The sequence below is a fragment of the Pseudomonas sp. Irchel 3E13 genome (genome assembly GCF_900187455.1).
GTDB lineage: Bacteria > Pseudomonadota > Gammaproteobacteria > Pseudomonadales > Pseudomonadaceae > Aquipseudomonas.
Map to the genome: position 1 here is coordinate 112,832 of NZ_FYDX01000006.1, position 22,379 is coordinate 135,210.

General features: G+C 63.3%; 21 protein-coding genes and 1 pseudogene. 3 read left to right on the forward strand and 19 right to left on the reverse strand.

The window, feature by feature from the left end; genetic code table 11:
* Nucleotides 1-62 precede the first annotated feature (62 nt).
* From CKW37_RS11640 to ubiE, 14 genes and pseudogenes are all read right to left on the reverse strand, one after another.
* Nucleotides 63-3,236 (reverse strand): T6SS effector BTH_I2691 family protein, encoded by a 3,174-nt coding sequence (locus tag CKW37_RS11640; protein WP_095155832.1) that lies wholly within the window; start codon nucleotides 3,234-3,236, stop codon nucleotides 63-65.
* Nucleotides 3,233-4,177, reverse strand: coding sequence for a hypothetical protein (locus CKW37_RS11645; RefSeq protein WP_095155833.1), 945 nt, complete (start codon nucleotides 4,175-4,177; stop codon nucleotides 3,233-3,235). Before CKW37_RS11645 ends, CKW37_RS11640 begins: the two co-directional genes overlap by 4 nt.
* Nucleotides 4,174-6,243, reverse strand: a complete 2,070-nt coding sequence (locus CKW37_RS11650) for a type VI secretion system Vgr family protein (protein ID WP_095155834.1) — start codon at nucleotides 6,241-6,243, stop codon at nucleotides 4,174-4,176. The genes CKW37_RS11645 and CKW37_RS11650 overlap by 4 nt, the downstream gene beginning before the upstream one ends.
* Before the next feature lie 270 nt (nucleotides 6,244-6,513).
* Nucleotides 6,514-7,386: a methyl-accepting chemotaxis protein gene (locus tag CKW37_RS33610; protein ID WP_371864286.1), complete on the reverse strand. Its 873-nt coding sequence runs from the start codon at nucleotides 7,384-7,386 to the stop codon at nucleotides 6,514-6,516.
* Nucleotides 7,369-8,430: pseudogene (locus CKW37_RS33615) on the reverse strand (methyl-accepting chemotaxis protein); the annotation flags it as partial. The gene CKW37_RS33610 and the pseudogene CKW37_RS33615, both read right to left, overlap by 18 nt.
* A 147-nt stretch (nucleotides 8,431-8,577) precedes the next feature.
* Entirely contained in the window at nucleotides 8,578-9,285 is a 708-nt protein-coding gene (locus CKW37_RS11660; protein ID WP_095155836.1) for a 16S rRNA (uracil(1498)-N(3))-methyltransferase, read from the reverse strand.
* On the reverse strand, nucleotides 9,282-10,073 hold the full coding sequence (gene tatC, locus CKW37_RS11665) for a twin-arginine translocase subunit TatC (protein ID WP_095155837.1): 792 nt from the start codon (nucleotides 10,071-10,073) through the stop codon (nucleotides 9,282-9,284). Before tatC ends, CKW37_RS11660 begins: the two co-directional genes overlap by 4 nt.
* Nucleotides 10,070-10,471 (reverse strand): Sec-independent protein translocase protein TatB, encoded by a 402-nt coding sequence (gene tatB / locus CKW37_RS11670; RefSeq protein ID WP_095155838.1) that lies wholly within the window; start codon nucleotides 10,469-10,471, stop codon nucleotides 10,070-10,072. The genes tatC and tatB overlap by 4 nt, the downstream gene beginning before the upstream one ends.
* A 4-nt stretch (nucleotides 10,472-10,475) precedes the next feature.
* Nucleotides 10,476-10,754: a twin-arginine translocase TatA/TatE family subunit gene (locus CKW37_RS11675; protein ID WP_095155839.1), complete on the reverse strand. Its 279-nt coding sequence runs from the start codon at nucleotides 10,752-10,754 to the stop codon at nucleotides 10,476-10,478.
* 25 nt (nucleotides 10,755-10,779) lie between these two features.
* The gene (locus CKW37_RS11680) at nucleotides 10,780-11,115 is read right to left on the reverse strand and encodes a phosphoribosyl-ATP diphosphatase (RefSeq protein WP_095155840.1); all 336 of its coding nucleotides are present in this window, start codon (nucleotides 11,113-11,115) and stop codon (nucleotides 10,780-10,782) included.
* Nucleotide 11,116: 1 nt separating this feature from the next.
* Nucleotides 11,117-11,509, reverse strand: a complete 393-nt coding sequence (gene hisI, locus CKW37_RS11685) for a phosphoribosyl-AMP cyclohydrolase (RefSeq protein WP_095155841.1) — start codon at nucleotides 11,507-11,509, stop codon at nucleotides 11,117-11,119.
* Nucleotides 11,510-11,581: 72 nt separating this feature from the next.
* Complete coding sequence (gene ubiB / locus CKW37_RS11690; protein WP_095155842.1) at nucleotides 11,582-13,186, reverse strand: ubiquinone biosynthesis regulatory protein kinase UbiB; 1,605 nt, start codon at nucleotides 13,184-13,186, stop codon at nucleotides 11,582-11,584.
* Entirely contained in the window at nucleotides 13,183-13,806 is a 624-nt protein-coding gene (locus CKW37_RS11695; RefSeq protein WP_095155843.1) for an SCP2 domain-containing protein, read from the reverse strand. The genes ubiB and CKW37_RS11695 overlap by 4 nt, the downstream gene beginning before the upstream one ends.
* Nucleotides 13,806-14,576, reverse strand: a complete 771-nt coding sequence (gene ubiE, locus CKW37_RS11700; protein ID WP_095155844.1) for a bifunctional demethylmenaquinone methyltransferase/2-methoxy-6-polyprenyl-1,4-benzoquinol methylase UbiE — start codon at nucleotides 14,574-14,576, stop codon at nucleotides 13,806-13,808. The genes CKW37_RS11695 and ubiE overlap by 1 nt, the downstream gene beginning before the upstream one ends.
* Before the next feature lie 128 nt (nucleotides 14,577-14,704).
* On the opposite strand from ubiE, the gene CKW37_RS11705 reads away from it, so the two are divergent.
* From CKW37_RS11705 to CKW37_RS11715, 3 genes are all read left to right on the forward strand, one after another.
* On the forward strand, nucleotides 14,705-14,980 hold the full coding sequence (locus CKW37_RS11705; protein WP_095155845.1) for a polyhydroxyalkanoic acid system family protein: 276 nt from the start codon (nucleotides 14,705-14,707) through the stop codon (nucleotides 14,978-14,980).
* Nucleotides 14,981-15,174: 194 nt separating this feature from the next.
* Nucleotides 15,175-15,594, forward strand: coding sequence for a phasin family protein (locus CKW37_RS11710; protein ID WP_095156108.1), 420 nt, complete (start codon nucleotides 15,175-15,177; stop codon nucleotides 15,592-15,594).
* A 10-nt stretch (nucleotides 15,595-15,604) separates the two neighbouring features.
* Nucleotides 15,605-16,426 carry a phasin family protein gene (locus CKW37_RS11715; protein WP_095155846.1) on the forward strand — a complete coding sequence of 274 codons (822 nt, stop codon included), beginning with the start codon at nucleotides 15,605-15,607 and terminating at the stop codon, nucleotides 16,424-16,426.
* Between the two features lie 124 nt (nucleotides 16,427-16,550).
* Here CKW37_RS11715 and CKW37_RS11720 read toward each other — a convergent pair whose 3' ends face one another.
* The 5 genes from CKW37_RS11720 to CKW37_RS11740 all read right to left on the reverse strand — a co-directional run bounded on the left by CKW37_RS11720 (nucleotide 16,551) and on the right by CKW37_RS11740 (nucleotide 22,302).
* On the reverse strand, nucleotides 16,551-17,165 hold the full coding sequence (locus tag CKW37_RS11720) for a TetR/AcrR family transcriptional regulator (RefSeq protein ID WP_095155847.1): 615 nt from the start codon (nucleotides 17,163-17,165) through the stop codon (nucleotides 16,551-16,553).
* A 13-nt stretch (nucleotides 17,166-17,178) separates the two neighbouring features.
* Nucleotides 17,179-18,861 carry a class II poly(R)-hydroxyalkanoic acid synthase gene (gene phaC, locus CKW37_RS11725; protein ID WP_095155848.1) on the reverse strand — a complete coding sequence of 561 codons (1,683 nt, stop codon included), beginning with the start codon at nucleotides 18,859-18,861 and terminating at the stop codon, nucleotides 17,179-17,181.
* Nucleotides 18,862-18,983: 122 nt separating this feature from the next.
* Nucleotides 18,984-19,835, reverse strand: coding sequence for a poly(3-hydroxyalkanoate) depolymerase (gene phaZ / locus CKW37_RS11730; RefSeq protein ID WP_095155849.1), 852 nt, complete (start codon nucleotides 19,833-19,835; stop codon nucleotides 18,984-18,986).
* A 58-nt stretch (nucleotides 19,836-19,893) separates the two neighbouring features.
* A complete protein-coding gene (phaC, locus tag CKW37_RS11735) occupies nucleotides 19,894-21,573 on the reverse strand; it encodes a class II poly(R)-hydroxyalkanoic acid synthase (protein WP_095155850.1) in 1,680 nt (559 codons plus the stop codon).
* 351 nt (nucleotides 21,574-21,924) lie between these two features.
* Nucleotides 21,925-22,302 carry a gamma-butyrobetaine hydroxylase-like domain-containing protein gene (locus CKW37_RS11740; RefSeq protein WP_095155851.1) on the reverse strand — a complete coding sequence of 126 codons (378 nt, stop codon included), beginning with the start codon at nucleotides 22,300-22,302 and terminating at the stop codon, nucleotides 21,925-21,927.
* Between the last annotated feature and the right edge of the window lie 77 nt (nucleotides 22,303-22,379).

The window sequence follows — 22,379 nt, forward strand, 5'->3', positions numbered from 1 at the left end:
TTCATTTGGTGTGGGCAGGTCCTCTTGCCAGCCAGGGCATGGCGGAACGAGTTTAGGTCTTTTCATACAAACCCCAGCCTTGCTTGACCCTTGATCTTGTCCTCCTTGACGATGAGTCGGGCAAAACCCGAATCATCACTCCTGTCAGGCCAGTAGGACAGTTGGAGCTCAAAGGCATAAACCTCGAGATAGCCGAAGAAACTGATGGAGCCACTAATTTCGAGTGTTTGGGCATTATGGGTAATCACAGGGGTTGTTGTTTCGGGGCGATATCCAGGATTTTTCCAAGTTGGGGGAGGCGGTAACGGGCCATTCGTTCCACCGCTACGGCCGCTCGCGACGGTTTCTCCCAACACTTGGTTTGGTCGGTATACCTGCAACGCCCATTCGTAACCCGATACATCAGCCTTATATCCAGGCAGGACGAGTTTGTAGTCCAAGAAGAGTCCGGCAGGGACAGCATCACCAATGGGAAGTCCACCTTCCTGCTCGGCTTTTACGATCATGCCTGCATTAGCAGTCAAACCCAGCAATGCTGCGTTTAAGACACCAACTGCGGTATCGAGGTCCTCAGGTGTCGTCCAGCGCCGATGTTTGGTTGGAACGCCCCAGAGGGAGTGACGCGCCCAGAGTTCCAAGGGCTGTGACTCCTGTCTTTTTGCCCACACTGCCAAGCCGAGTGCAGCAAGGCCTAGCAGTACGGACGCGGCGAGTGGAAATAGTGCAAATGCGGCTGGAGCCAAGGAGCCCCAAACCCCGAGCACTGCTGAACCTGCAGCCGATGCAGTCGCTAGCGAATATTTAACACTCGCCCCTCGGTCACCAGAGGCATTTGAGCGAATCGCCGCAAACGCATACTGCAACCCCTCAAATGCACTCGCCAACGCCACCAGTGCCCCCCCGTACTGCACGATCCGGGCTCCCACCCCAACTGTCTTTCCAGCGGTCCCTATCGGCATGGTCAGATCAGGCCGCACCATCTGAATCACCCCACCGACAACCTCGACGCTTGCCCCCATCACGCCAATCGACGCCGACATGACCGCCGCCGCCGCTTCGGGATGCTTGTCACCCACGGTATCGAGCAGGTTTTCATAACTGCGGCGCAGGCTGTCCTGCTGGAACCACAGGCTGATCAGGCCCAGCCCCATGGTGCTGGCCCCGGGTGCGCCAGCAACTGCGGCGTTGCGCATGTTGCGCATCGACTCCCGCGCCAGCTGGGCGGAGACGTCGGCATTGAGGGTCACATGGCGCGCAAGGTTGCCCATGGAACCCTGAAGGGCTTCGGCACCGATGGTGACAGTTCGCAAGGCGTCGCCAATGCCGTCGCCGACCCCGGCGCTCAGCTTGTTCAGCCGGGTCTTCAAGGCGTCGGCGCTTTCCATTGTCCAGAGCGTGACTTCGACCAGTTTTCCAGGCGTGCCCGGCACGGCAGCGGACAGGGTGTTGCTCAGCAGCATGGCGCGCACCTTGCGCTGGGCCGGTTTGCGGAACTGCTGGTCGAGCCGGGCCATGAAGCGATCGGTGCTTTCCTGGAGCACCTCGTTGAGCAGCGAAAGATATTCGCCCACCTTGAGGGACACCGTGATCCGCGTGACCTCCACACCGTAGTAGCGCAACAGGGCCCCGCGGTGCAGGTACCCGAGCAATGCCCGGGTGTTCTCCGATAGCTGGTTGCCGAGACGACTGCTGGCCGTCGCTCCAGCGGACAGCAGTTGGCCGATGGCGTCCTGTACGGGCCCCGTCATGAGGTCCTTGGCTTGCTGGGTGGTGATGAAGGTCTTGATGCCGTGATAGACCCGGGTGAACTCGTCACCCGCAAGGGCATCGTGCAGTTCCCCGAACAGTGACCTGTTCCTCGCGGTCAGGGCCTGGTACAGCAGGCTGTCGCGGTTCTCCATCAGGGTCTTCCAGAGGCGCAGGGTAGGGCCCGGTGGGCCGTCCACGCTGCGTTCGGTCGGGCCACCGGCCAGGCAGGTCTGCATCATGCGGATGAACAGCGCTGTCGAGCGCTGGTCGGTAACGCTGTAATCATGCAGGGCCGCCCGTTGATAGGCCGCGCCCTGGTACTGGCGCTCGTAGTGTTCGGCGACGTCGTCGATGACTCGTTGCCAGCCGGTGAGCGTGTGCTGGTAGTTCGCTTCGAAAGTCGCACGGGCCTGCTCGTTGTAGCGTTCTTCCAGCCGCTTCCTTGCCTTCGCTTGCCTGATCGAGGCAAGGCGCGCGGTTTCCGCCTCGACATCGAGCATGGGCAAATCCGGATTGAACATCGGATTGTTGTTGCGCTCGCGCCGTGACCTGTCTTCGTCCTTGACGCGCTGCTCCGCCTGGAATTTCGCCATTTCGAGCTGATGCCCACGAATCGCGAGCAAGGCCTGGGAGGTGAAATACTTGAAGCTGCGCTGCGGTTCGGCACACCACTGCTGCATGGCCTGGTGGCGAATCAGACGCTGGGCATTGAGCTCCTGGACCATGCCGATGGGGTCGGGCAGCACCAGGGCCAGTACGCCGTTGGCGAGTTCGTGCTTCTGGATCATATTGCGCAGATGCCCCTTCAGGGCGCGCAAGCGGTGCTGGCGGCCGTAGAAGCCATGCACGCTGCGGAAATCACCGGGGATGTTTTGTGCGTATTCGAGCACCTGCTGAAGCTGCGGGTCGTTTTCGCTCATGGCGATGCCGACGCTGGCGGGGTCGTTGCGCGCGGCCTTGAGGTCGAGTCGGTGGAAGCGCTCGTCGAGGTTCACACCGTCGACCGCGCCGCCACGCAGGTAGCTATCCAGAACCGCCTTGGGCCAGGGATCGTTGGCGATGGCCAGCCAGGCGGTGGAGTACTTGCGGGTGTCGATGTTGATGAAGGCGGCAGGCATGTCGTGATCCTCCCGGATGCAGGCCTCGCATAGCGGGCGAGGCTCTTCACGCGGCATCTGGTACGGACGGAACTGGCTCAGCGCCCCTTCGGGCGAAATCTCGTAGGCCTGCCACTCCCGGCGGTCGAGCAGTACATACAGATACCCCTGGCGCAGGATGCGCGGCTGATCGAGGTGCATGGGCACGGCCTCGACCTCGGAGCCGCGGGTCAAGGGCAGCAAGCGGGTTTTCCAGGGCTGCGGGGCATAGGCGGCGCGCAGGGGCAGGATGGGCAGGCCGCTACGCTGACAGGTGCTGCAGATGCCGGTGGGGACCGGGCACGCTTCGTTGGTGGCGATATCGGCAGCGACGCTGAAGCTGATACTCATGAGTAGTCCTTCGCCTGGGGTAGGTCGGCAGTGATGCGCTTCCATTTGGCTTCGCTGTAGTGGCTGGCGAAGTGGCTTTGCAGGTCGACGGCGCCTGCCCGCGCTTGGGCGATGAGTTGCTGGATGTCCGGGTGCCGGGGCAGATGGGGGTGGATGAATACCTGATGCAAGCAGAGAGCGATGATGTCGCGGCTATTATCGAGCCCCAATCTGTAGGCCTCGCGGACCAGGCGAAAGGCGTGGACGGCGGCCTGGGGCGGCAGGATGGACGCGCCTTTCCAGCGCCACGGGGCGAAGCCGAGAGGAAGTTGCAGCGTATGGCGCCAGGCATCCAGGAATTCGCTGACCACAGGCGCCATTCGCTGAGTGTCCCGGGCGGACAGAGGAAGAACAGAGTCGACCGGATGGTTTGTGCCGTGCACAAGGATGTAACCCTTCCAACTGGTGGGACACAGCCAGATCCTGATCGGGTTCAGCAGGTCACCTGCCGCAGTACCCATCGAGCCGGACAGCAACTCCAGCCTCAGCGGCTCGAACCAAGCCGAGCATTGCTCGTCGCCCGATGCCGTGGTGTGGCACCGGGTCGCGATATGCCCGGCGATGACATCGGGCGGCTGAGGGCTGAGGAGCCAGCCGCAGATGTAGCGTTTGTAATAGCTGAGATCCCAGGAGGAGTAGCCGGCGCTGAGTTCGAGATAGTGCAGCGCCGCCGATTCGCCCGGCTTGGCCAGTTGGATCAGGGCAGGACACGCTTCGGGAGCATGTGAAAGGTCCGGCCGCAGCACGCGCGTGACGGCAGCGTCGCCCAGCGAACGGCTCAGCGACGGCACGCTGAGAGGATGTTCCAGCGCACAGTCAGCCAGTCCGTCCACCAACAGGTAGAGGTAATCCTCTGGCGCTCGGAAGTGCTCGGCAAAATGCGTGACGGGTTCGGCGGTCATCTGTTTTTCCCCACGCAATCGGCTTGCTGCGCGTTCAGGACCTGGCTGTCGAGCGTCAGGCTGTTACCGCCCCCTCCGCCTGTCTTGGTCACGGGCCCCGTGAGCGTGAGCGCGATGCCATCCAGCGTGATGCCCGCACTGTCGATACGCAGCGTGCCGCCGGGGCCCTTGATGACAAATGCGTCGGCAGCGTGGATTTCATACACCTTGGTGTGGTGCGTAATGCTATGGCCGGCCTTCACCGTGACATCCCCTTGCACCTGCTGGTCCAGATGCCCGCCAATCTCCACCCGCTGATTGGCCGCGGTCTTGTCCAGGCGGTCATTGCCGACCTGTTCGGTACGGTCCTGGCCAGTACTGATGGTGTGATGGCGGCCAATGCTCAGTTCGTCGTCCTGGCCGATCTGATGCCGCCGGTTCACGCCGATGAGCACTTGCTCGTGATTGCCCACGGTGTCCTTGCGGTCGTGGCCGATGGTCAGGGTTTCGTCGTTCTCGACCTGCTCGCTGCGGTCATGGCCGACGAAGGTGGTTTCGTCGTTCTTGACGACGTTGTTCTGGTCCCTCTGCGCATGAATGAACACCTCTTCCTGCCCGGCCTCATCCTCGAAGCGCAGCTCGTTGAAGCCATTGCCCTTGTGGGTCTGGCTCTTGAGGGTCATGCGGGTCTTGTGCTTCGGCAGTTCGTAGGGCGGCCGCTGCAGGGCATTGAAGCCTCGGCCGGTGATAACCGGTTGGTCCGGGTCGCCGTCGAAGTTGCTGACGATCACTTCCTGACCAATACGCGGAATCGCCATATGACCCCAGAGCGCACCGGCGATGTTCTGCGAGACGCGGATCCAGCAGGAGCTGTGTTCGTCCTCGTTACCCTCGCGGTCCCACGGGAACTGCACCTTCACCCGGCCGAATTCGTCGCAGTAGATTTCCTCGCCCGGTGGACCGACTACCTTCGCCGGCTGCGGGCCGTCGATGCGCGGTTTGGGCAAGGCCTCGGCGCGCCATTCGGCATCGTCCGGCACCAGGATGGCGACGCAGTTGTAGTGGGTGCCCTGGGTGGCGTCGGCGCTGTCCTCGCCTTGGCTGACGTATTGTTTGCCGTGGTGCTCCAGGCGGATTGGGCGCCAGCCGCGATTCAGGTCTTCACGCGGGTGGCCAACGAGGTCGAAGTAGATGCCCGGCACCAGGCGCGCGTCGTCACCTTCGGTGATCACCTGGCAGGCATCGCCGCGAAGTCCACGCAGGCGGTCGCGGGTGAAGGCTTCGCCCACTTCGCCCTTGTAGCGGCCGGGATAGTCGTAGCGTTCGTAGCTTTTGGCCTGGTGCTCCAGATCGGTGGCTTCGCGCCGGGTTTGCTGGTTGTACAGCGGGTTCTTGAAGCTGTAGTCGCGCTGGGTCTGGCGTGCGCTGCGCACGTTTTCGGTGTAGGTGAAGGTGTGCAGCGCCGGACCCGGCCGGTCGCCGCCGGGCCGGGGGTTGTATTCCACCGGCTGGCCGGGCTGCTTGCCGAAGATCCACAGGCGATCGCAATGGACCAGGCGGTGGCCTTCGGCGCTGTGCAGGAAACCGTAGAAAAAGCCTTCCTCGCGCATGATGCGTTCGACGAAGTGGTAGTCGGTGTCGCCGGCCTGCACGCAGTATTCGCGAGTTTCATGGGTGTTGGTGATGCGTTGTTCGTAGTCCAGGGCGAGGGCGTGTTTCTTCAGCATCGCGGTGGCGATGTCGGGTACGGTGAGGGTCTGGAAAATGCGCCAGTCCGAGGCCAGTCGCAGGCGGGCCAGGCGCGGCTCAACGATGGCGCGATAGCGGGTGCGGCGAAAGCCTGTCGCGCCTTGCTGGAACGAGCTGACCGAGCCGTGCACATAGCGCACGGGCTGGCCGCTTTGCCAGAGGGTGAGCAGCGCCGGGCGGTCGAGGACCTGGCCAAAGTCGACGGCGGAATTGGCGCAACTCAGGTCGACTTCGAGGCGGAAGGTCTCGGAGAGGCCTTCAGTGAGGTGGAATTCGACGACCTCGAAGGAATCGGGGCCGGCGCTGAAGGTGAAGCGCAGGTCGGATTGGACGGGCATGCAGTGTTCTCTGCAACTACGCACCCATCGCGAGAATCAGCGCCGGGTCGCATGTGGATGAGGTATCCACACAGGGCGCCAGGCCAGAAGGTTGCCGGCCGCGGACCAAGGGGATTTCCATGGAAATGATTCCGTGGAAATCCTGAACCCGGTCCGGCATCGTTGATATAGGAATATTCCTAATTACGGCGGTGAAACTGCGGAGCTTTGGAAGCCTGTTCTGTCAGAGCGGCTTTAGCCGCGAAGGACCGCAACGCGGTCCCGGCGATTTCAGATCCGGAACCGCGCCACCAACGATTGCAAATGCGTCCCCAGCCGCGCCAGCTCAACGCTGGACGCCGCCGTCTCTTCGCTCGCCGCGCTGGTCTGATCCGACACGTCGCGCACGCTCATCACGCTGCGGTTGATCTCTTCCGCCACCGCGCTCTGCTGCTCCGCCGCCGCCGCAATCTGCTGGTTCATCGACTGGATCGACGACACCGTGCGGGTAATGGTTTCCAGCGAAACCCCGGCACTGCGGGTCAGTTCGACGCTGCTTTCGGTCAGGCCGCGGCTGTTGTCCATGACACTGGCGACCTGCTGGGTGCCGCTCTGCAAGCCGGCGATCAGCTCTTCGATTTCTTCGGTGGACTGCTGGGTCCGCTGCGCCAGGCTGCGCACTTCGTCGGCGACCACGGCGAATCCACGCCCGGCTTCGCCCGCACGGGCCGCTTCGATGGCGGCGTTGAGGGCCAGGAGGTTGGTCTGCTGGGCCACCGACTTGATCACATCAAGCACGCTGCCGATCTTCTCGCTCTCGGATTTGAGCTTGTTCATCGCCTCGCTGGAGTTACCGACTTCCTTGGCCAGACGCTCGATCTGAGCGATCACTTCGGACACTACCCGATCACCCTCGCGGGCCTGCTGGTCGGCCATCAGCGCCGCCTCGGAGGCTTCCTCGGCATTGCGCGCGACTTCATGCACGGTCGCGGCCATTTCGTTCATGGCGGTGGCAACCTGGTCGGTCTCGACTTTCTGGCTGTTGACCCCGGCACTGGTCTGCTCGGTGACGGCGGAGAGTTCTTCGGCGGCGCTGGCAATCTGGGTGACACCGTCGCTGATGCCACCGATCAGCTCACGCAGGCTGACGGTCATGCGCTGCATGCTGCGCTGCAACTGGCCCAATTCGTCGCGGCGCTGGTCGATGAGGTCGTGGCTGAGGTCGCCACCGGCAATGCGGTCCACGGCGGTCAGGGTGTGGCGCAGCGGAACGATGATCTGCCGGGTGATGGCCCAGGACGCGATCACGCCGAACAGCATTGCCAGCACAGTGGCGAGGGCCAGGGTCGACTTGGCGTTCTTCGATTCGGCATTGCGCAACTGGGTCTGCGACTTGGTCAGGTCCATGCTCAGGTTGAGCAGCTTCGTGCCCTGTTCGCCCATCTGCCGCAGGGCCAGGTCGCTGGCTTCCTGGGCGGTGCCGAACTGCACCACGGCGCCGCGATACACGCTTAGCGATTCGGCGGCGCTGCCCAGATCGGCGTGGTGCTCGCTCGGTACTTTGCCCGGCAGGGCCTTGAGCAGGGTAACCGCCTGGTCGATGGCGGCGAGGGCGGTTTGCTGGAACTCCGGTTTGGCGCTGTAAGTGTAGCCACGCACCTGGAAGCGCGCTTGCTGCAGCAGCTTCGACACTTCAACGGCGTTGTTGAACAGCACGGCGTCGCCGCTTTGCAGCAGCGCCTGCTCGACCTCGGCAAGCAGCCCCGCGGCCTTGTCGGCGCTGGCGCCAAGCGCGGCACGGGCGGCCTCGCGGGCGTCGGCGGCGGCCTTCAGGTCGGCGAAGTAACGCTGGTAGGCCTGCACGGCGTCGCGCTGCTGTTGCAGGCGCTTGCTGTCTTCGCCTTCGCGGATGCGCTTGCTGACGTTCTGCAGTACACCCTCCAGCGATGCCAGGGCGTTTTCCACCAGGGTGGTCGACGCGGCATCGCGGTTGTGTTCGTAGGCTTGGCGGGCAATGCGCAGAACCTGGGTGCCCTGGTACACCTCGGAGATTTCGCCGAGCTTGTCACCACGGTTGATCACGCCTTCGAGGCCCAGCCAACCGGTGAGAGTGATCACCAGGGTCAGCAGCAAAACGATGCTGAAGCCGATGCCCAGTTTGAGATTGACGCTCACATTACCCAGGTGCTGGGCCATCCAACGGTACATGGTGTGACTCCACTTCGATCGATCAGGCAGGTTCTTTATTCTGGTGTTCCTGCATCGGCGCGGGGCTACAAAACTGAAGGTGGCAAAAGCGTCTAAACCGGGGCTGAAGGGTTAGCCAATGGTCTTATATAAAGTGTGGGGATTACCTTAGAACAGCCGCGCGAGCAGAGCCGTGACAGCAGTTTCCACCCGGAGAATCCGATCGCCCAGTTGCACCGGTGCCAGCCCGGCTTTGCCGAGCAGGTCGATCTCGTAAGGAATCCAGCCACCCTCCGGGCCGATCGCCAGGGTCACCGCTTCGTCCACGCCGCGAGGGCAGGGCGGATGGTTGCCGGGATGGCCGACCAGGCCAAGCGTGCCCTGGGCGATGGCGGGCAAGCGGTCTTCGACGAAGGGCTTGAAGCGCTTCTCGATAATGACCTCGGGCAGCACCGTGTCCCGTGCTTGTTCAAGGCCAAGGATGAGGTTCTCGCGGATCGCCGCGGGTTCGAGGAAGGGGGTTTGCCAGAAGCTCTTTTCCACCCGGTAGCTATTGACCAGCACCAGCTTCGTCACGCCCATGGTGGCGACGGTCTGGAACACCCGGCGGAGCATTTTCGGCCGCGGCAGGGCGAGCACGAGGGTCAGCGGCAGCTTGGCCGGTGGCGGCTGGTCGAAGCTCAGCGAGAGTTCCGCCTCATGGCCTTCCAGCCGTTCGACCGTGGCCTGGCCCATCAGGCCGCCGAGGCGGCCGACGCGCAGGCTGTCACCCACCGCGACGCGGTGGATTTCCTGCATGTGGGTAAAGCGGCGGTCGCTCAGGACCGCCCGGTCGGCCGCGATGAAGTCGGCCTCTTCGAGCAGCAGCACGTTCACTGTTGGGTCGCTGGCGGCTGGTCGTCAGGGGTGTCGCTGCGGGTGTCGTGCTCCTGGCTGCGCTTGCGGATCAAGGCGCCGAACAGCACGCCAATTTCAAACAGCATCCACATCGGTACGGCCAGCAGGGTCTGCGAGAAAATGTCTGGCGGGGTCAGGATCATGCCGACCACGAAGCAGCCGATGATCACGTACGGACGGATCTTGCGCAGGTACTGCACATCGACCACGCCGATCCACACCAGCAGCACCACCGCGACAGGAATCTCGAAGGCGACGCCGAACGCGAAGAACAGTGTCATGACGAAGTCGAGATAGCTGGCGATGTCGGTCATCATCGACACGCCTTCGGGGGTCGCGCTGGCGAAGAAACCGAAGATCAGCGGGAACACCAGGAAATAGGCGAAGGCCATGCCGGCGTAGAACAGGAAGATGCTGGACACCAGCAGCGGAATGGCGATGCGCTTTTCGTGGCGGTACAGGCCTGGCGCAATGAAGCCCCAGATCTGGTGCAGGATGAACGGGATCGCCAGGAACAGCGAAACGATCATGGTCAGCTTGAACGGCGTCAGGAACGGCGAGGCCACGTCGGTGGCGATCATCGTCGCGTTGGCCGGCAGGTGCGCGCGCAGCGGCGCCGAAACCAGGGTGTAGATCTGCTGGGCGAACGAGAACAGGCCGATGAAGATCAGAAAGACCGCCGCGACGCAGCGCAGCAGGCGAGTACGCAGTTCGGTCAGGTGCGAGACCAGCGGCATGGGCTGGTCGTGTTCCGGAATTTCGCTCATGGGGCTCGCGGCGGTTGGGTCGGTTCGGTGGACGCCGGTTGGGGCGCGTCGGCGGGTGCCGTCGGCGCCGCGGGGGCTTCGGAAATTACGGCGGCGGTGGCGGGGGCCACGGGCTCGCTGCCCGGCGTGGTGGACGGATCGGGCGTTGCGCTGTTCGGGTTGAGGATGCGCCGGGCTTCCTGCTCCAGGGAGAGGATGTGCTCGTTGTGCAGTTGCCGACGGATATCGTCAGCGCCGATCTCGCGCTCTACTTCCTGCTTGATCGCGTTGAAGCTGCGCTTGAGGCGCCCGACCCACAGGCCGGCGGTGCGCGCCGCGCCAGGCAGGCGCTCGGGGCCGAGCACCACAAGGGCGACCAGACCGACGAGCAGCAACTCACTGAAGCTGATCCCGAACATGTGTTCACTCTTTCCTTGCAGGTTCAGCGTCCTGAACCTTCTGCGCCTGGCCGTCGATGGTGTGCGGCTGGTTCAGTGGGGTGCCCTGCGGTTGTACCGGTTGGGCAGGTTGTGCGGTTTGCACGGTCGGCTCGGCGGGCTTGTCTTCTTCGTTCATGGCCTTGCGAAAGCCCTTGATCGACTCGCCCAGGTCGCCGCCGAAGTTCTTCAGTTTCTTGGTACCGAATACCAGTACCACGACGACCAGCAGAACAATCCAGTGTTTCCAGTCAAAAATACCCATGGTGCAGTTCCTCGAATGAATTCAGTTAGGCCGATGGCTGGCGGGCCGCCTTTTCGTCGTGGCCGGACAGTCCGAAACGGCGCTCCAGCTCGTCCAGCACGGCTTGCGGGTGCTGGCCCAACGCGGAGAGCATGACCATGCTATGGAACCACAGGTCGGCGGTTTCATAGATGACATCGCTGTAATCACCGCTGACGGCGGCGTCCTTGGCGGCGATGATGGTTTCCACCGACTCTTCGCCGACCTTCTCCAGGATCTTGTTCAGGCCCTTGTGGTGCAGGCTGGCGACGTAGGAGCTGTCGGGGGCCGCGCCTTTGCGCGATTCCAGCACTTCGGCCAGGCGGGTCAGGGTGTCGCTCATGTCAGTGTCCTGCGCTGTAGATGGCATGCGGGTCTTTGAGGACCGGATCGACGGTTTTCCACTGGCCGTCCTCGAAGACGCGATAGAAGCAGCTTTCGCGGCCGGTATGGCAGGCGATGTGCCCCAGTTGCTCGACCATCAGGATGATCACGTCGGCGTCGCAGTCCAGGCGCATTTCATGCAGCTTCTGCACGTGGCCGGACTCCTCGCCCTTGCGCCACAGTTTGCCACGGGAGCGCGACCAGTAGATGGCGCGCTGCTCGGCGGCGGTCAGGGCCAGCGATTCGCGGTTCATCCAGGCCATCATCAGCACGCGTCCGGTCTTGTGGTCCTGGGCGATGGCCGGCACCAGGCCGTCGCTGTTCCAGTTGATCTCGTCCAGCCAGTCTTTCATCTTCGACTCCAAAAAAGGCCACGGCCCCACGCCGATGCCGCCCGCTAGTGTGCCAGCCGTTCAACCGGCTGGCTATCGACGCACCACCAGGTAAAGGCCCGCCGCCAGCATCAGCCAGGCCGGCCAGGCGCTGGTCGCGGCGAGGTTCTCGGCACCGGCGGCAAGGGTCGCGCCACCGGCCAGCAAGCCGGCGCCGAGCAGGCGCAGGGCCCAGTGGTCGTGCTGTTTCCAGGGCGCGGGAGGGTCGTTGAGGTGGGGCTGCGACATGCGTTCGAGCAGGTCGCGGGTCATGTTGGCGAGGTGCGGCACCTGTTCGACCTGGCTGTGCAGGTTCTGCAGCAGGGTTTTCGGGCTTACCCGATCGCGCATCCAGCGTTCGAGGAACGGCTGGGCGGTGCTCCACAGGTCCAGGTCGGGATAGAGCTGGCGGCCCAAGCCTTCAATGTTCAGCAGGGTTTTCTGCAACAGAACGAGCTGCGGCTGGACTTCCATGTTGAAGCGCCGCGCGGTCTGGAACAGGCGCATCAGCACCTGTCCAAAGGAGATGTCCTTGAGCGGCTTCTCGAAGATTGGCTCGCACACGGTGCGGATCGCCGCCTCGAATTCGTTGAGTTTGGTCTGCGCCGGCACCCAGCCGGAATCGATATGCAACTGCGCCACGCGGCGGTAGTCGCGCTTGAAGAAGGCGAACAGGTTGCGCGCCAGGTAGTCCTGGTCCTCGGGGGTGAGGCTGCCGACGATGCCGCAGTCGATGGCGATGTACTGCGGGCTCCACGGCTTCACGGTGCTGACGAAGATGTTGCCGGGGTGCATGTCGGCGTGGAAGAAGCTGTCGCGGAACACCTGGGTGAAGAAGATCTCCACGCCGCGCTCGGCGAGCATCTTCATGTCGGTGCGCTGGTCGGCGAGGGTGACAAGGTCGGTGACCTGGATGCCGTAGATGCGCTCCATCACCAGCACCTTGGGCCGGCACCAGTCCCAGTAGACCTGGGGCACGTACATCATCTCCGAGCCTTCGAAGTTGCGCTTGAGCTGGCTGGCGTTGGCCGCCTCGCGGAGCAGGTCGAGTTCGTCGTAGATGGTCTTTTCGTAGTCGCTGACCACTTCCACCGGGTGCAGCAGGCGGGCGTCGGCGGAGACCCGCTCGGCGCCACGGGCAATCAGGAACAGCCAGGCCAGGTCCTGGGCGATCACCGGCTTGAGGCCGGGCCGAACCACCTTGACCACCACTTCTTCGCCGCTCTTGAGGCGGGCGGCGTGAACCTGGGCCACCGACGCCGAGGCCAGCGGTTCGACGTCGAAGCGGGCGAACACTTCGCCGACCTTGGCGCCGAGCTGTTCTTCGATCAGCGCCACGGCTTTCTGCGAATCGAACGGCGGCACGCGGTCCTGCAACAGCATCAGTTCGTCGGCGATGTCCGCCGGCAACAGGTCGCGGCGGGTGGAGAGCAACTGGCCGAACTTGATGAAGATCGGCCCGAGGTCCTGCAGCGCCAGGCGCAGGCGCGCGCCACGGCTCAGGTCGAGCTGTTTGCGCGGCAGCCAGCGCCACGGCATGAACAGCCGCAAGGCGGCCAGCCACCAGGGCAGGGGCAGGTCGAACAGCAGGTCATCGAGACGGTAGCGGATCACGACGCGCTGGATGCGCAACAGACGGCGGACGGCAAGCAGCTTCATGCGTTATCGCTGGATTCAAGGGATCGGGCAAGGCGCTCGATGCGCGCCTCGAGGCGTTCAATGTCGAGCTTGAGGGTATCGAGTTCGCCGAAGCGGGCTTCGGCTTCACGCTGGCCAACCAGCGTGCGGGATTCTTCGGCCAGGTATTCGGAGGCGGTCTGGCTCAGGCTGGTCAGGCTCTGGCGGGTCCACTTCGCGCTGTTGCGCAGGTGGCCGCTGAGCAACTGGGTTGCCACCGGACCGAGCCAGCGGGAGACTTCGTATTCCCAGTCCAGCTCCAGGTCCTGCAGCACGCCAACCAGATCCAGCAACACCGCGCTGTCACCTTCCAGCTCGACCTGCGGGCTGTGCAGCACGGCGGTCTTGTCCTGGCTGAGGGCCAGTTGCACCAGGCTGGTGGCCGGGGCGCGGAGGGTGCAGTCGGCCGGGTTAAGCCACTGGCTGGCCAGCAGCAGACCTTCATCGCTGGGCAGGATGAACAACTGCAAGGCGGGCTGGCGGCAGTCGATGGCAATGACTTTGCCATCGAGTGGCGCCAACCGCGGCAATGCGGTGCTGTCCAGGCGCAGGACACGGTTGAGGCCGTGTTCGACGCTGGCGAGAAGGCCGGCCAGCAGCATCAGGGCTTGATACCGCGGTGCAGGGCGACGATGCCGTTGGTCATGTTGTGGTAGGTGACGCGGTCGAAGCCGGCGTCGACCATCATGGCCTTGAGGGTTTCCTGGTCGGGGTGCATGCGGATCGATTCGGCCAGGTAACGGTAGCTTTCCGAGTCGTTGGTGATCAGCTTGCCGGCCAGCGGCATGAAGGCGAAGGAGTACGCGTCGTAGACCTTGGACATGAAGGTGCTGGTCGGCTTGGAGAATTCCAGCACCAGCAGGCGGCCGCCCGGCTTGAGGACGCGCAGCATCGAGCGCAGGGCATCTTCTTTATGGGTGACGTTGCGCAGGCCGAAGGCGATGGTCACGCAGTCGAAATGGTTGTCCGGGAAAGGCAGTTTTTCCGCGTCGGCCTGGACGAACTCGACGTTGCCGGCCACGCCCAGATCGAGCAGGCGGTCACGGCCGACCTTGAGCATCGAGGCGTTGATGTCGGCCAGTACGACCTGGCCGGTGGGGCCGACCAGATGGGAGAACTTGCGGGTCAGGTCACCGGTACCGCCGGCGATATCCAGCACCCGATTGCCGCTGCGCACACCGGACAGCTCGATGGCAAAGCGCTTCCACAGGCGGTGCATGCCGACGGAAAGCACGTCGTTCATCAGGTCGTATTTGGCGGCTACGGAGTGGAAAACCTCGGCGACTTTGTCGGCCTTCTGGCTTTCGGGCACGCTCTTGTAGCCGAAATGGGTGGTGGGTTCGGCGTTGTCGCCGTTGCGCTGGTCGTTCATATCGCTTCACCGGGAAAAATTACTGGCCATTCTAGGGCGTGCGGCTGGATTTGTCTTTGGCGGGGTGTGTCGCGGCGCGGGGCGTAGGCATAATGCGCGAGTATGCCCTTGCAGCCAGGATCAAGTGAATGACCCAGATCAGCGTTGAACGTAAACACAGCCTCGGCCGCGATGCCGCCCGTCAGAAGGCAGAGGCCCTGGTGGAAAAACTGTCCAGCCAGTACGACCTCAAGGCTGAATGGAAAGGCGACCGGGTCGAGGTCAAGCGCAGCGGTGCCAACGGCAGTGTCGAGATCGGCGACGACAGCATTCGCGTCGAACTGAAACTGGGCATGATGCTGTCGATGATGGGCGGCACCATCAAGGCCGAAATCGAACGCGCCCTCGACAAGGCGCTCGCCTGACGGCTCGCGAGCGGCAAGCTACAAAAGGCTGCGGCCCCCACCCTCACCTCCATCACAGCCCCCTTGCAGCTTGAAACTTGCAGCTTGCCGCTGCCGTTAGGGTGTGAATTCTAATTTTTCTCCTTACTTTTACGCTCAGGCCCCCGATTCCGTGGGCAGTTCTTCCATTCCGTCACGAGTGCGAGGTGCAGAGCATGGCCAAAGTGATCCTGAAGAAAAAAGACGATATTCAAAACAGCCTGACAGACGTCCGCGGCTACGCGCGCAAAATCTGGCTGGCCGGTCTGGGTGCCTACACCCGGGTGGGCCAGGAGAGCGCCGGCTACGTCAAGGACCTGATCAAGGCGGGTGAAGTGGTCGAGAAGCGTGGCAAGAAACGCCTCGATCACGAGCTCGATGCCGCCAACGGCGAGATCGATTCGGCGAAGCAAGAACTTCGCAGTGTGAAGGGCAAAGTCGAAGTCCAACTGGACAAAATCGAAAAGGCTTTCGACACACGGGTGGCCAGCGCCTTGAATCGCATCGGCATTCCGTCTAAACATGACGTGGAGGCACTTTCTGCCAAGCTCGATGAGCTGACGGCGTTGCTCGAACGTGTCACGGCAAAAAAATAAGGAGAGCGGGATGGCTGGCAAGAAAAATACTGAAAAAGAAGGCAGCTCCTGGATTGGGGGAATCGAGAAGTACTCCCGCAAGATCTGGCTGGCTGGTCTGGGTATCTACTCGAAGATCGACCAGGAAGGCGCCAAGACGTTCGACGACCTGGTCAAGGAAGGCGAGAAGGCCGAGAAGCAGGCGAAGAAGGGCGTTGACGCGGTGAAAGACGGTGCCAAGGACAGCGCTAAATCCGCGACCTCGCGCGTTACCGATGCGAAGGACCGTGCGCTGGGAAAATGGAGCGAGCTGGAAGGCGCATTCGACAAGCGCCTGAACAGCGCCATCTCGCGTCTCGGCGTGCCGAGCCGCAATGAGATCAAGGCGTTGCACAGCAAGGTCGACACGCTGACCAAGCAGATCGAGAAGCTCACCGGTGCATCGGTCACGCCGATTTCCGCGAAGTCCTCGACCGCGAGCAAGGCTGCGGCCAAACCGCTGGCCAAGGCTGCACCGAAAGCGGCTGCCAAGCCTGCGGCGAAAACCGCTGCGGCCAAGCCGGCTGCCAAGACTGCAGCGGCCAAGCCTGCAGCAGCCAAGACCGCTGCCGCAAAACCTGCGGCGGCAAAACCGGCTGCCAAACCTGCGGCGAAACCCGCGGCCAAGCCGGCAGCAGCCAAGCCTGCTGCGGCGAAAAAGCCAGCGGTGAAAAAGGCAGCGGCGCCGAAACCGGCCGCCAAGCCGGCTGCTCCGGCGGCCAGCGCTGCCCCAGTGGCACACGCAGCTCCGGCTGCCAGCGCCGCACCAGCAGCGCCGGCGCCTTCGGCTCCGACCCAAACCAGCCAGACCTGATCACAGGCGGCTGCAAGCAAAACGCCCGGCTTAGTGCCGGGCGTTTTACTTTGTGCTGTGGGGCCTCATCACTGGCTTGCCAGCGATCAGCATAGGTATCTATGCAGCGATAAGGCCCCCAACTTCACCCCTCCAGATACCTCAACGCCAGCTGCTCCGCCGCATGCCGTGACGGCGGTTCCAGGTGCGGCGCCACCAGCATCATGACCTGATACACCACGATCCCCACTTCCGCATCCTTGGCCAGCACGCGCTGGTAATCCAGCGAGAACAGCAGCGTCAGGGTGATCTGTTCCACCAGTTGCCCTAGCGCGCGGGTGTCGCTGGTGATCTGGCCCTGCGCCTTGAGGCTGGCCAGCAGCGCGGCGAGGGTGCGCTTCAGGGCGTTGAGCAGGCTGCGCATGTCGCGGGCCAGTTTCGGCAGGCGGCCGGTCAGGTTCGACAGGTCCTGGAACAGGAAGCGGTACTGCGCCATGCGCTCGACGATCAGGTGCAGGAACAGCCAGTAGTCCTCGGCGTCCAGGCGCACTTCGAGCGGTGGGTCGAGCAGCGGCGTCAGTTCCTCCGCGAAGCGTTCGAACAACCCCAGCACCAGCGGCTCCTTGCCGTGGAAGTGGTAGTACAGGTTGCCGGGGCTGATGCCCAGCTCGTTGGCGATTTCCAGTGTCGAGACGTTCGGCTCGCCCTGCCGGTTGAACAGGTGCAGGGCGCATTCGAGGATACGGTCGCGGGTCTTCATCCAGTCCTCGTGTTCAACGCACCAGCACGTATTTGCCGGGTGCGGGGTCCATGGCCGGGTAGCTGGCGCTGCCCAGGGTTGCATCGGTTTCGCGTTGGGCGCCGGAGCGCTCCTGAATCCACGCCAGCCACAACGGCCACCAACTGCCGTCGGCTTTTTCGGCGTCGTAGTACCAGGCGCGCGGGTCGCTGCTCAGTTTCGGGTTGTGCACGTAGTGCGACTTGGGATTGCCCGGCGGGTTGAGGATGCTCTGCACATGTCCGCTGTTGGACAGCACGAAACGGCGGTCGCCCCCCAGCAGCAGGGTCGAGCGGTACACCGCGTCCCAAGGCGTGATGTGGTCGTTGTTGCCGGCCACGTGGAAGCTGTCGACGGTGATCTTCTGCAGGTCGATCGGCGTGCCGCAGACTTCCAGCCCGGCCGGGCGGGTCAGCGGGTTGTACTTGAAGAAGTCCAGCAGGTCGCCATGCAGGGCCGCCGGCAGGCGGGCGCTGTCGTTGTTCCAGTAGAGGATGTCGAACGGCGCTGGCGCCTTGCCGAGCAGGTAGTTGTTGACGAAGTAGTTCCAGATCAGGTCGTTGGGCCGCATCCACGCGAACACCCGGCTCATCTCGCCACCGTCGAGCACGCCCTGCTGATAGGAGCGGCGTTTGGCCGCTTCGAGGGTTTGCTCGTCGGCGAACAGGCTGGCCGGGCTGTCCAACTGGCTGTCGAGCAGGCTGACCAGGTAAGTCGCGCTGTGCACCCGGCGCAGTTGCCGCTTGGCTTGCAGATGGCCCTGCAGCGCGGCCATGGTCAGGCCGCCGGCACAGGCGCCCATCAGGTTGACGTCGCGGCTGCCGGTAATCGAACGGCAGACGTTCATGGCTTCCTCGACCGCGGCCACATAACTCGACAGGCCCCATTCGCGATGCCGCGGATCGGGGTTGCGCCAACTGACGGCGAAGGTCTGCAGGCCGTTCTTGAGCATGTACTGGATGAAGCTGTTGGCCGGGCTCAGGTCGAAGATGTAGAACTTGTTGATCTGCGGCGGCACCACCAGCATGGGCCGGGCGTACTGTTTTTCGCTCATCGGGCTGTACTGGATCAGTTCCAGCAGCTCGTTGCGAAACACCACCGCGCCGGGGGTGACGGCGAGGTTGCGGCCCACCTCGAAGGCATCCCGGGCGACCTGGCGCGGCATGCCGTTGTTGTGGCGCAGGTCGTCGAGCAGGTGGCTAACGCCGCGTACCAGGCTCAGCCCGCCGGAATTGAACAGCTCCTTGATCGCCAGTGGATTGAGCAGGGTGTTGCTCGGCGACACGGCGTCGTTGAGCAGCGAGAACAGGAAATGCGCGCGGGCGCGGTCGTCCTCGTTCAACTGGCTTTCGTCGATCCACAGGCGGGTCTGTTTCTGCCAGCTCAGGTAGGCCTGCAGGCCGCGTCGGTAGAACGGGTTATGGTCCCAGGCCGGATCGCTGAAGCGGGTGTCGCGGGGGTTGGGCTGGTGCGGGGTATCGCCCAGCAGCACCCGGCCCAACTGGCCGCCCAGCGCCAGCAAATGGCTGGCGGTGTGGATCGGGTGACGCAACCCATGGCGGCTGACGTTGCGCAGGGTCGAGAGCAGATCGCGGCCGCGCAAGCCGGTGATCGCACTCTGCACGTTGATATAGGCGGCGGGGGTTGGCGCCACCGCATTCACGGGTTTGTCTTTCATCCGGCAACACTCCGTCGTCGAGCCATCAAGAACTGAACCTAAGTAACGAGCGGCCCCCACCTCGACCAGCGCACTTGCATGCTTCGGCGCTCCTGCCAAAGGTGCAAGCGATGAGGGGCGGTTCAGGCGCTCGGGGCGGGCCGAGGGTGCATGACGGCGCGTTGGCGCTCCTGCTGCAGGAACTTCATGATGATCGGCGCCACAGCCTCGGCACGAGTAATCAGGAATAAATGACCATCGTCGATTATGTGTAGCTGGGCATTGGGGATTCGCCAAGCCAGCAGGCGCATATTGATCAACGGAATCAGCGGGTCGTCGTCGCCGGCCAGCACCAGGGTCGGCTGCTGGATCTTGTGCAGCCAGTGGACGCTGGTCCAGCCGAGGCCGGCGAACAGTTGCCAGTAATAGCCGAGCTTGCCCGAGGAACGCACCTTGGACGCGTGGGACAGCGCCAGGTCAGGGTCACGCCGGAAGGCGCCACCGTAGATTTCCGGGGCGATGCGGATCACGTGGGAAGGCTGCACGTAGCGTCGCGGGCTGGCCATCAACCACAACACCTTCGGCTTGCCCGGGACCATCACCGCACCGGCGGCGGTGGCCGCCAGCACCAGTTTCTTGCAGCGCTCGGGGTAATCGTGAGCGAACTGCTGGGCCAGGGCGCCGCCCCAGGACACGCCGATGACATTGACCTGGCCGTAGTCCAGGTAATCGAGCATGCGTGCGGTCAGTTTGGCCAGGCCGGGAAAACGGTAGGGATGGCGCGGCGTCGACGAACCGCCCACGCCGGGGACATCGAAGGCGATGACTTCAAGATCGGGATCCAGCGCCTGGATGAACGGAAACACCAGTTCCAGGTTGGCGCCGATGCCATTGAACACCAGCAAGGGCGTCAAGTGCGGCTTGCCGGGGCGAACCGCGGTGCGGATGGTCTGGCCATCCAGGTCGACGGTTCGGAAGATGTACGGTTGCGGCATGCGCGGGCCCTGTTAGCGGTAAAGCGCCGCCCGCACGAGGCGGGCGGCGCGACAGATTTCAACGTTCGTGAACATAGGTGCCCGGCGCTGCTTCGCCTGCCGGGTAGGCTTTGTTACCGAGAGTGGTCGGCGACTTCTTCAGTTCGCCGGAGCGCTCGGCCAGCCAGGTCTGCCAGTACAGCCACCAGGAGTCGGTGTGCTTGCTGGAGTTTTCCTGCCAGTGGTCGGCCTCGGCCGGCATCTCGCTGCTGGTCATGTAGCGCGCCTTGGGGTTGCCCGGCGGGTTGAGGATGCTCTGGATGTGCCCGCTGTTGGACAGCAGGAACTCGACGTTGCCGCCGAACAGTTGCGCCGACTTGTAGCAGGACTTCCACGGGGTGATGTGGTCGTTGGTGCCGGCCACGCAGAAGATGTCGGTGGTGACCTGTTTGAGGTCGATCGGCGTGCCGCAGACTTCCAGGGCGTCGGCGCGCACCAGCGGGTTGTTCTTGAACATCTCGATCAGGTCGCCGTGGAAGGCGGCCGGCAGGCGCGTGGTGTCGTTGTTCCAGAACAGGATGTCGAACACCGGCGGCTCGTTGCCCAGCAGGTAGTTGTTGACCCAGTAGTTCCAGATCAGGTCATTGGGCCTCATCCAGGCGAACACCTTGGCCATGTCGCGGCCTTCCAGCACGCCGGCCTGGTAGGAATGGCGCTTGGCCGCTTCGAGGGTCTGTTCGTCGACGAACAGCGCGACCTGGGTGTCGAGGGTGGTGTCGAGCACGCTCACCAGCAAGGTCATGGCGTTGACCTTCTTCTCGCCCAGCGCGGCGTAATGGCCGACCAGCGCGGTGCAGGTGATGCCGCCGGAGCAGGCGCCGAGCATGTTCAGATCTTTGCTGCCGGTGATCGCCAGCACCACATCCACGGCTTCTTTTAGCGCGTCGATGTAGGTGGACAGGCCCCACTCACGCTGGGCCTTGGTCGGGTTGCGCCAACTGACGATGAAGGTCTGCACGGTGGAGCGCAGGCAGAAGCGCGCCAGGCTCTTTTCCGGGCTGAGGTCGAAGACGTAGAACTTGTTGATTTGTGGCGGCACCACCAGCAGCGGCTTCTCGTGCACCTGTTCGGTGATCGGGCTGTACTGGATCAGTTCCAGCACGTCATTGCGGTAGACCACCGAGCCTTCACTGGTGCCGAGGTTCTTGCCGACCTCGAAGGCGTCCATGTTCACCTGGCTGGGCATGCCGCCGTTGTGCACCATGTCCTTGGCCAGGTTGGAGAGGCCGTCGAGCAGGCTCTTGCCGCCGGTTTCGAAGAAGCGTTTGACCGCTGCCGGGTTGGCCGCGCTGTTGGTCGGCGCCATGGCTTCGGTCATCAGGTTGATGACGAAGTGGGCGCGGCTGATGTCGGTGGGTGAAAGGTTGCTGTCGCCGATCCAGTCGTGCAGTTCCTTGCGCCAGGCCAGGTAGGTCTGCAGGTAGCGGCGGTACAGCGGGTTCTGGCTCCAGGCCGGATCGTTGAAGCGACGGTCGTCGCCTTCGGGCTGCAGGCTGGACTTGCCGAAGATCACGTCCTTCAGCTCCATGCCGAAGTGCGCGACGTGCTTGGCACTGTGCAGCGGTTGCCGGATGGCCTGGCGAAGCACCATCCGAGCAGAAGTCAGCAAATCCTTGCGGCGCAAGCCTATGACCGGGTTCAGACCCAGGGTGTTCTCCGAGGCTTGGCGCTGCAGGTCATCGTTATTCTTGTTACTCATCTACGACGCTCCGTTGTCCTGAGACGAGTACCGGCTCGGCTGTTGGCGTTACACAGACGAAGCCCCGGTACTGCTGCTCGGGTGACCAGTGATAACGAATTGCGGTCTTGCGGCCGGATGTGAGCGACGATGAGCCGTGCGGGTTTTTCTGCGTGAGAAGACTGCCTGCTTTCGCTCGCGACCTCTACATACCAGCCCGTTCCCTGCCCTGTTGCCGATGCAGAGAACCTGCCAGATCCATTGGTTACCCGACTTTCCAGTTATGCGCAAGCCGGCCAGTCGCTGGCCGGTGCCAGAGGCATTCAAGCAGATCGAATTAGAAAATGCGCTCTAAAACAGGAGAGTGCCGGACTAGAGCATCAGCTTGATGGCAGATTCGGAGGGGTCGCGGGATTTGCCGGCTTCGGCGAGTTCCTGCAGGTAGTCGGACCAGAGTTCTTCCTGGCGCAGGCAGAGCTGTTCTAGGTATTCCCAGGTGAACAGGCCGCTGTCATGGCCGTCGTCGAAGCTCAGTTTCAGTGCGTACTGACCGGCCGGTTCGACCTTGCTCAGGCCAACGTTGATCTTGCCAAATTGCAGGATGGGATTGCCGTGGCCCTGGACCTCGGCGGAGGGGGAATGCACCCGCAGGAATTCGGCGGGCAGGTTGTAGACCTCATCGGGACCGTAGGTCAGGGACAGGGTCTTCGAGGCTTTGCGAAGGTTGATGGCGGTAGGCAGGCGGGACATGAGAGCTCCTTGGCTATAAGCCCCAAGCTACAAGCTGCAAGCGGATCACGTCCAGCTTGCAGCTTGAGGCTTGAAAC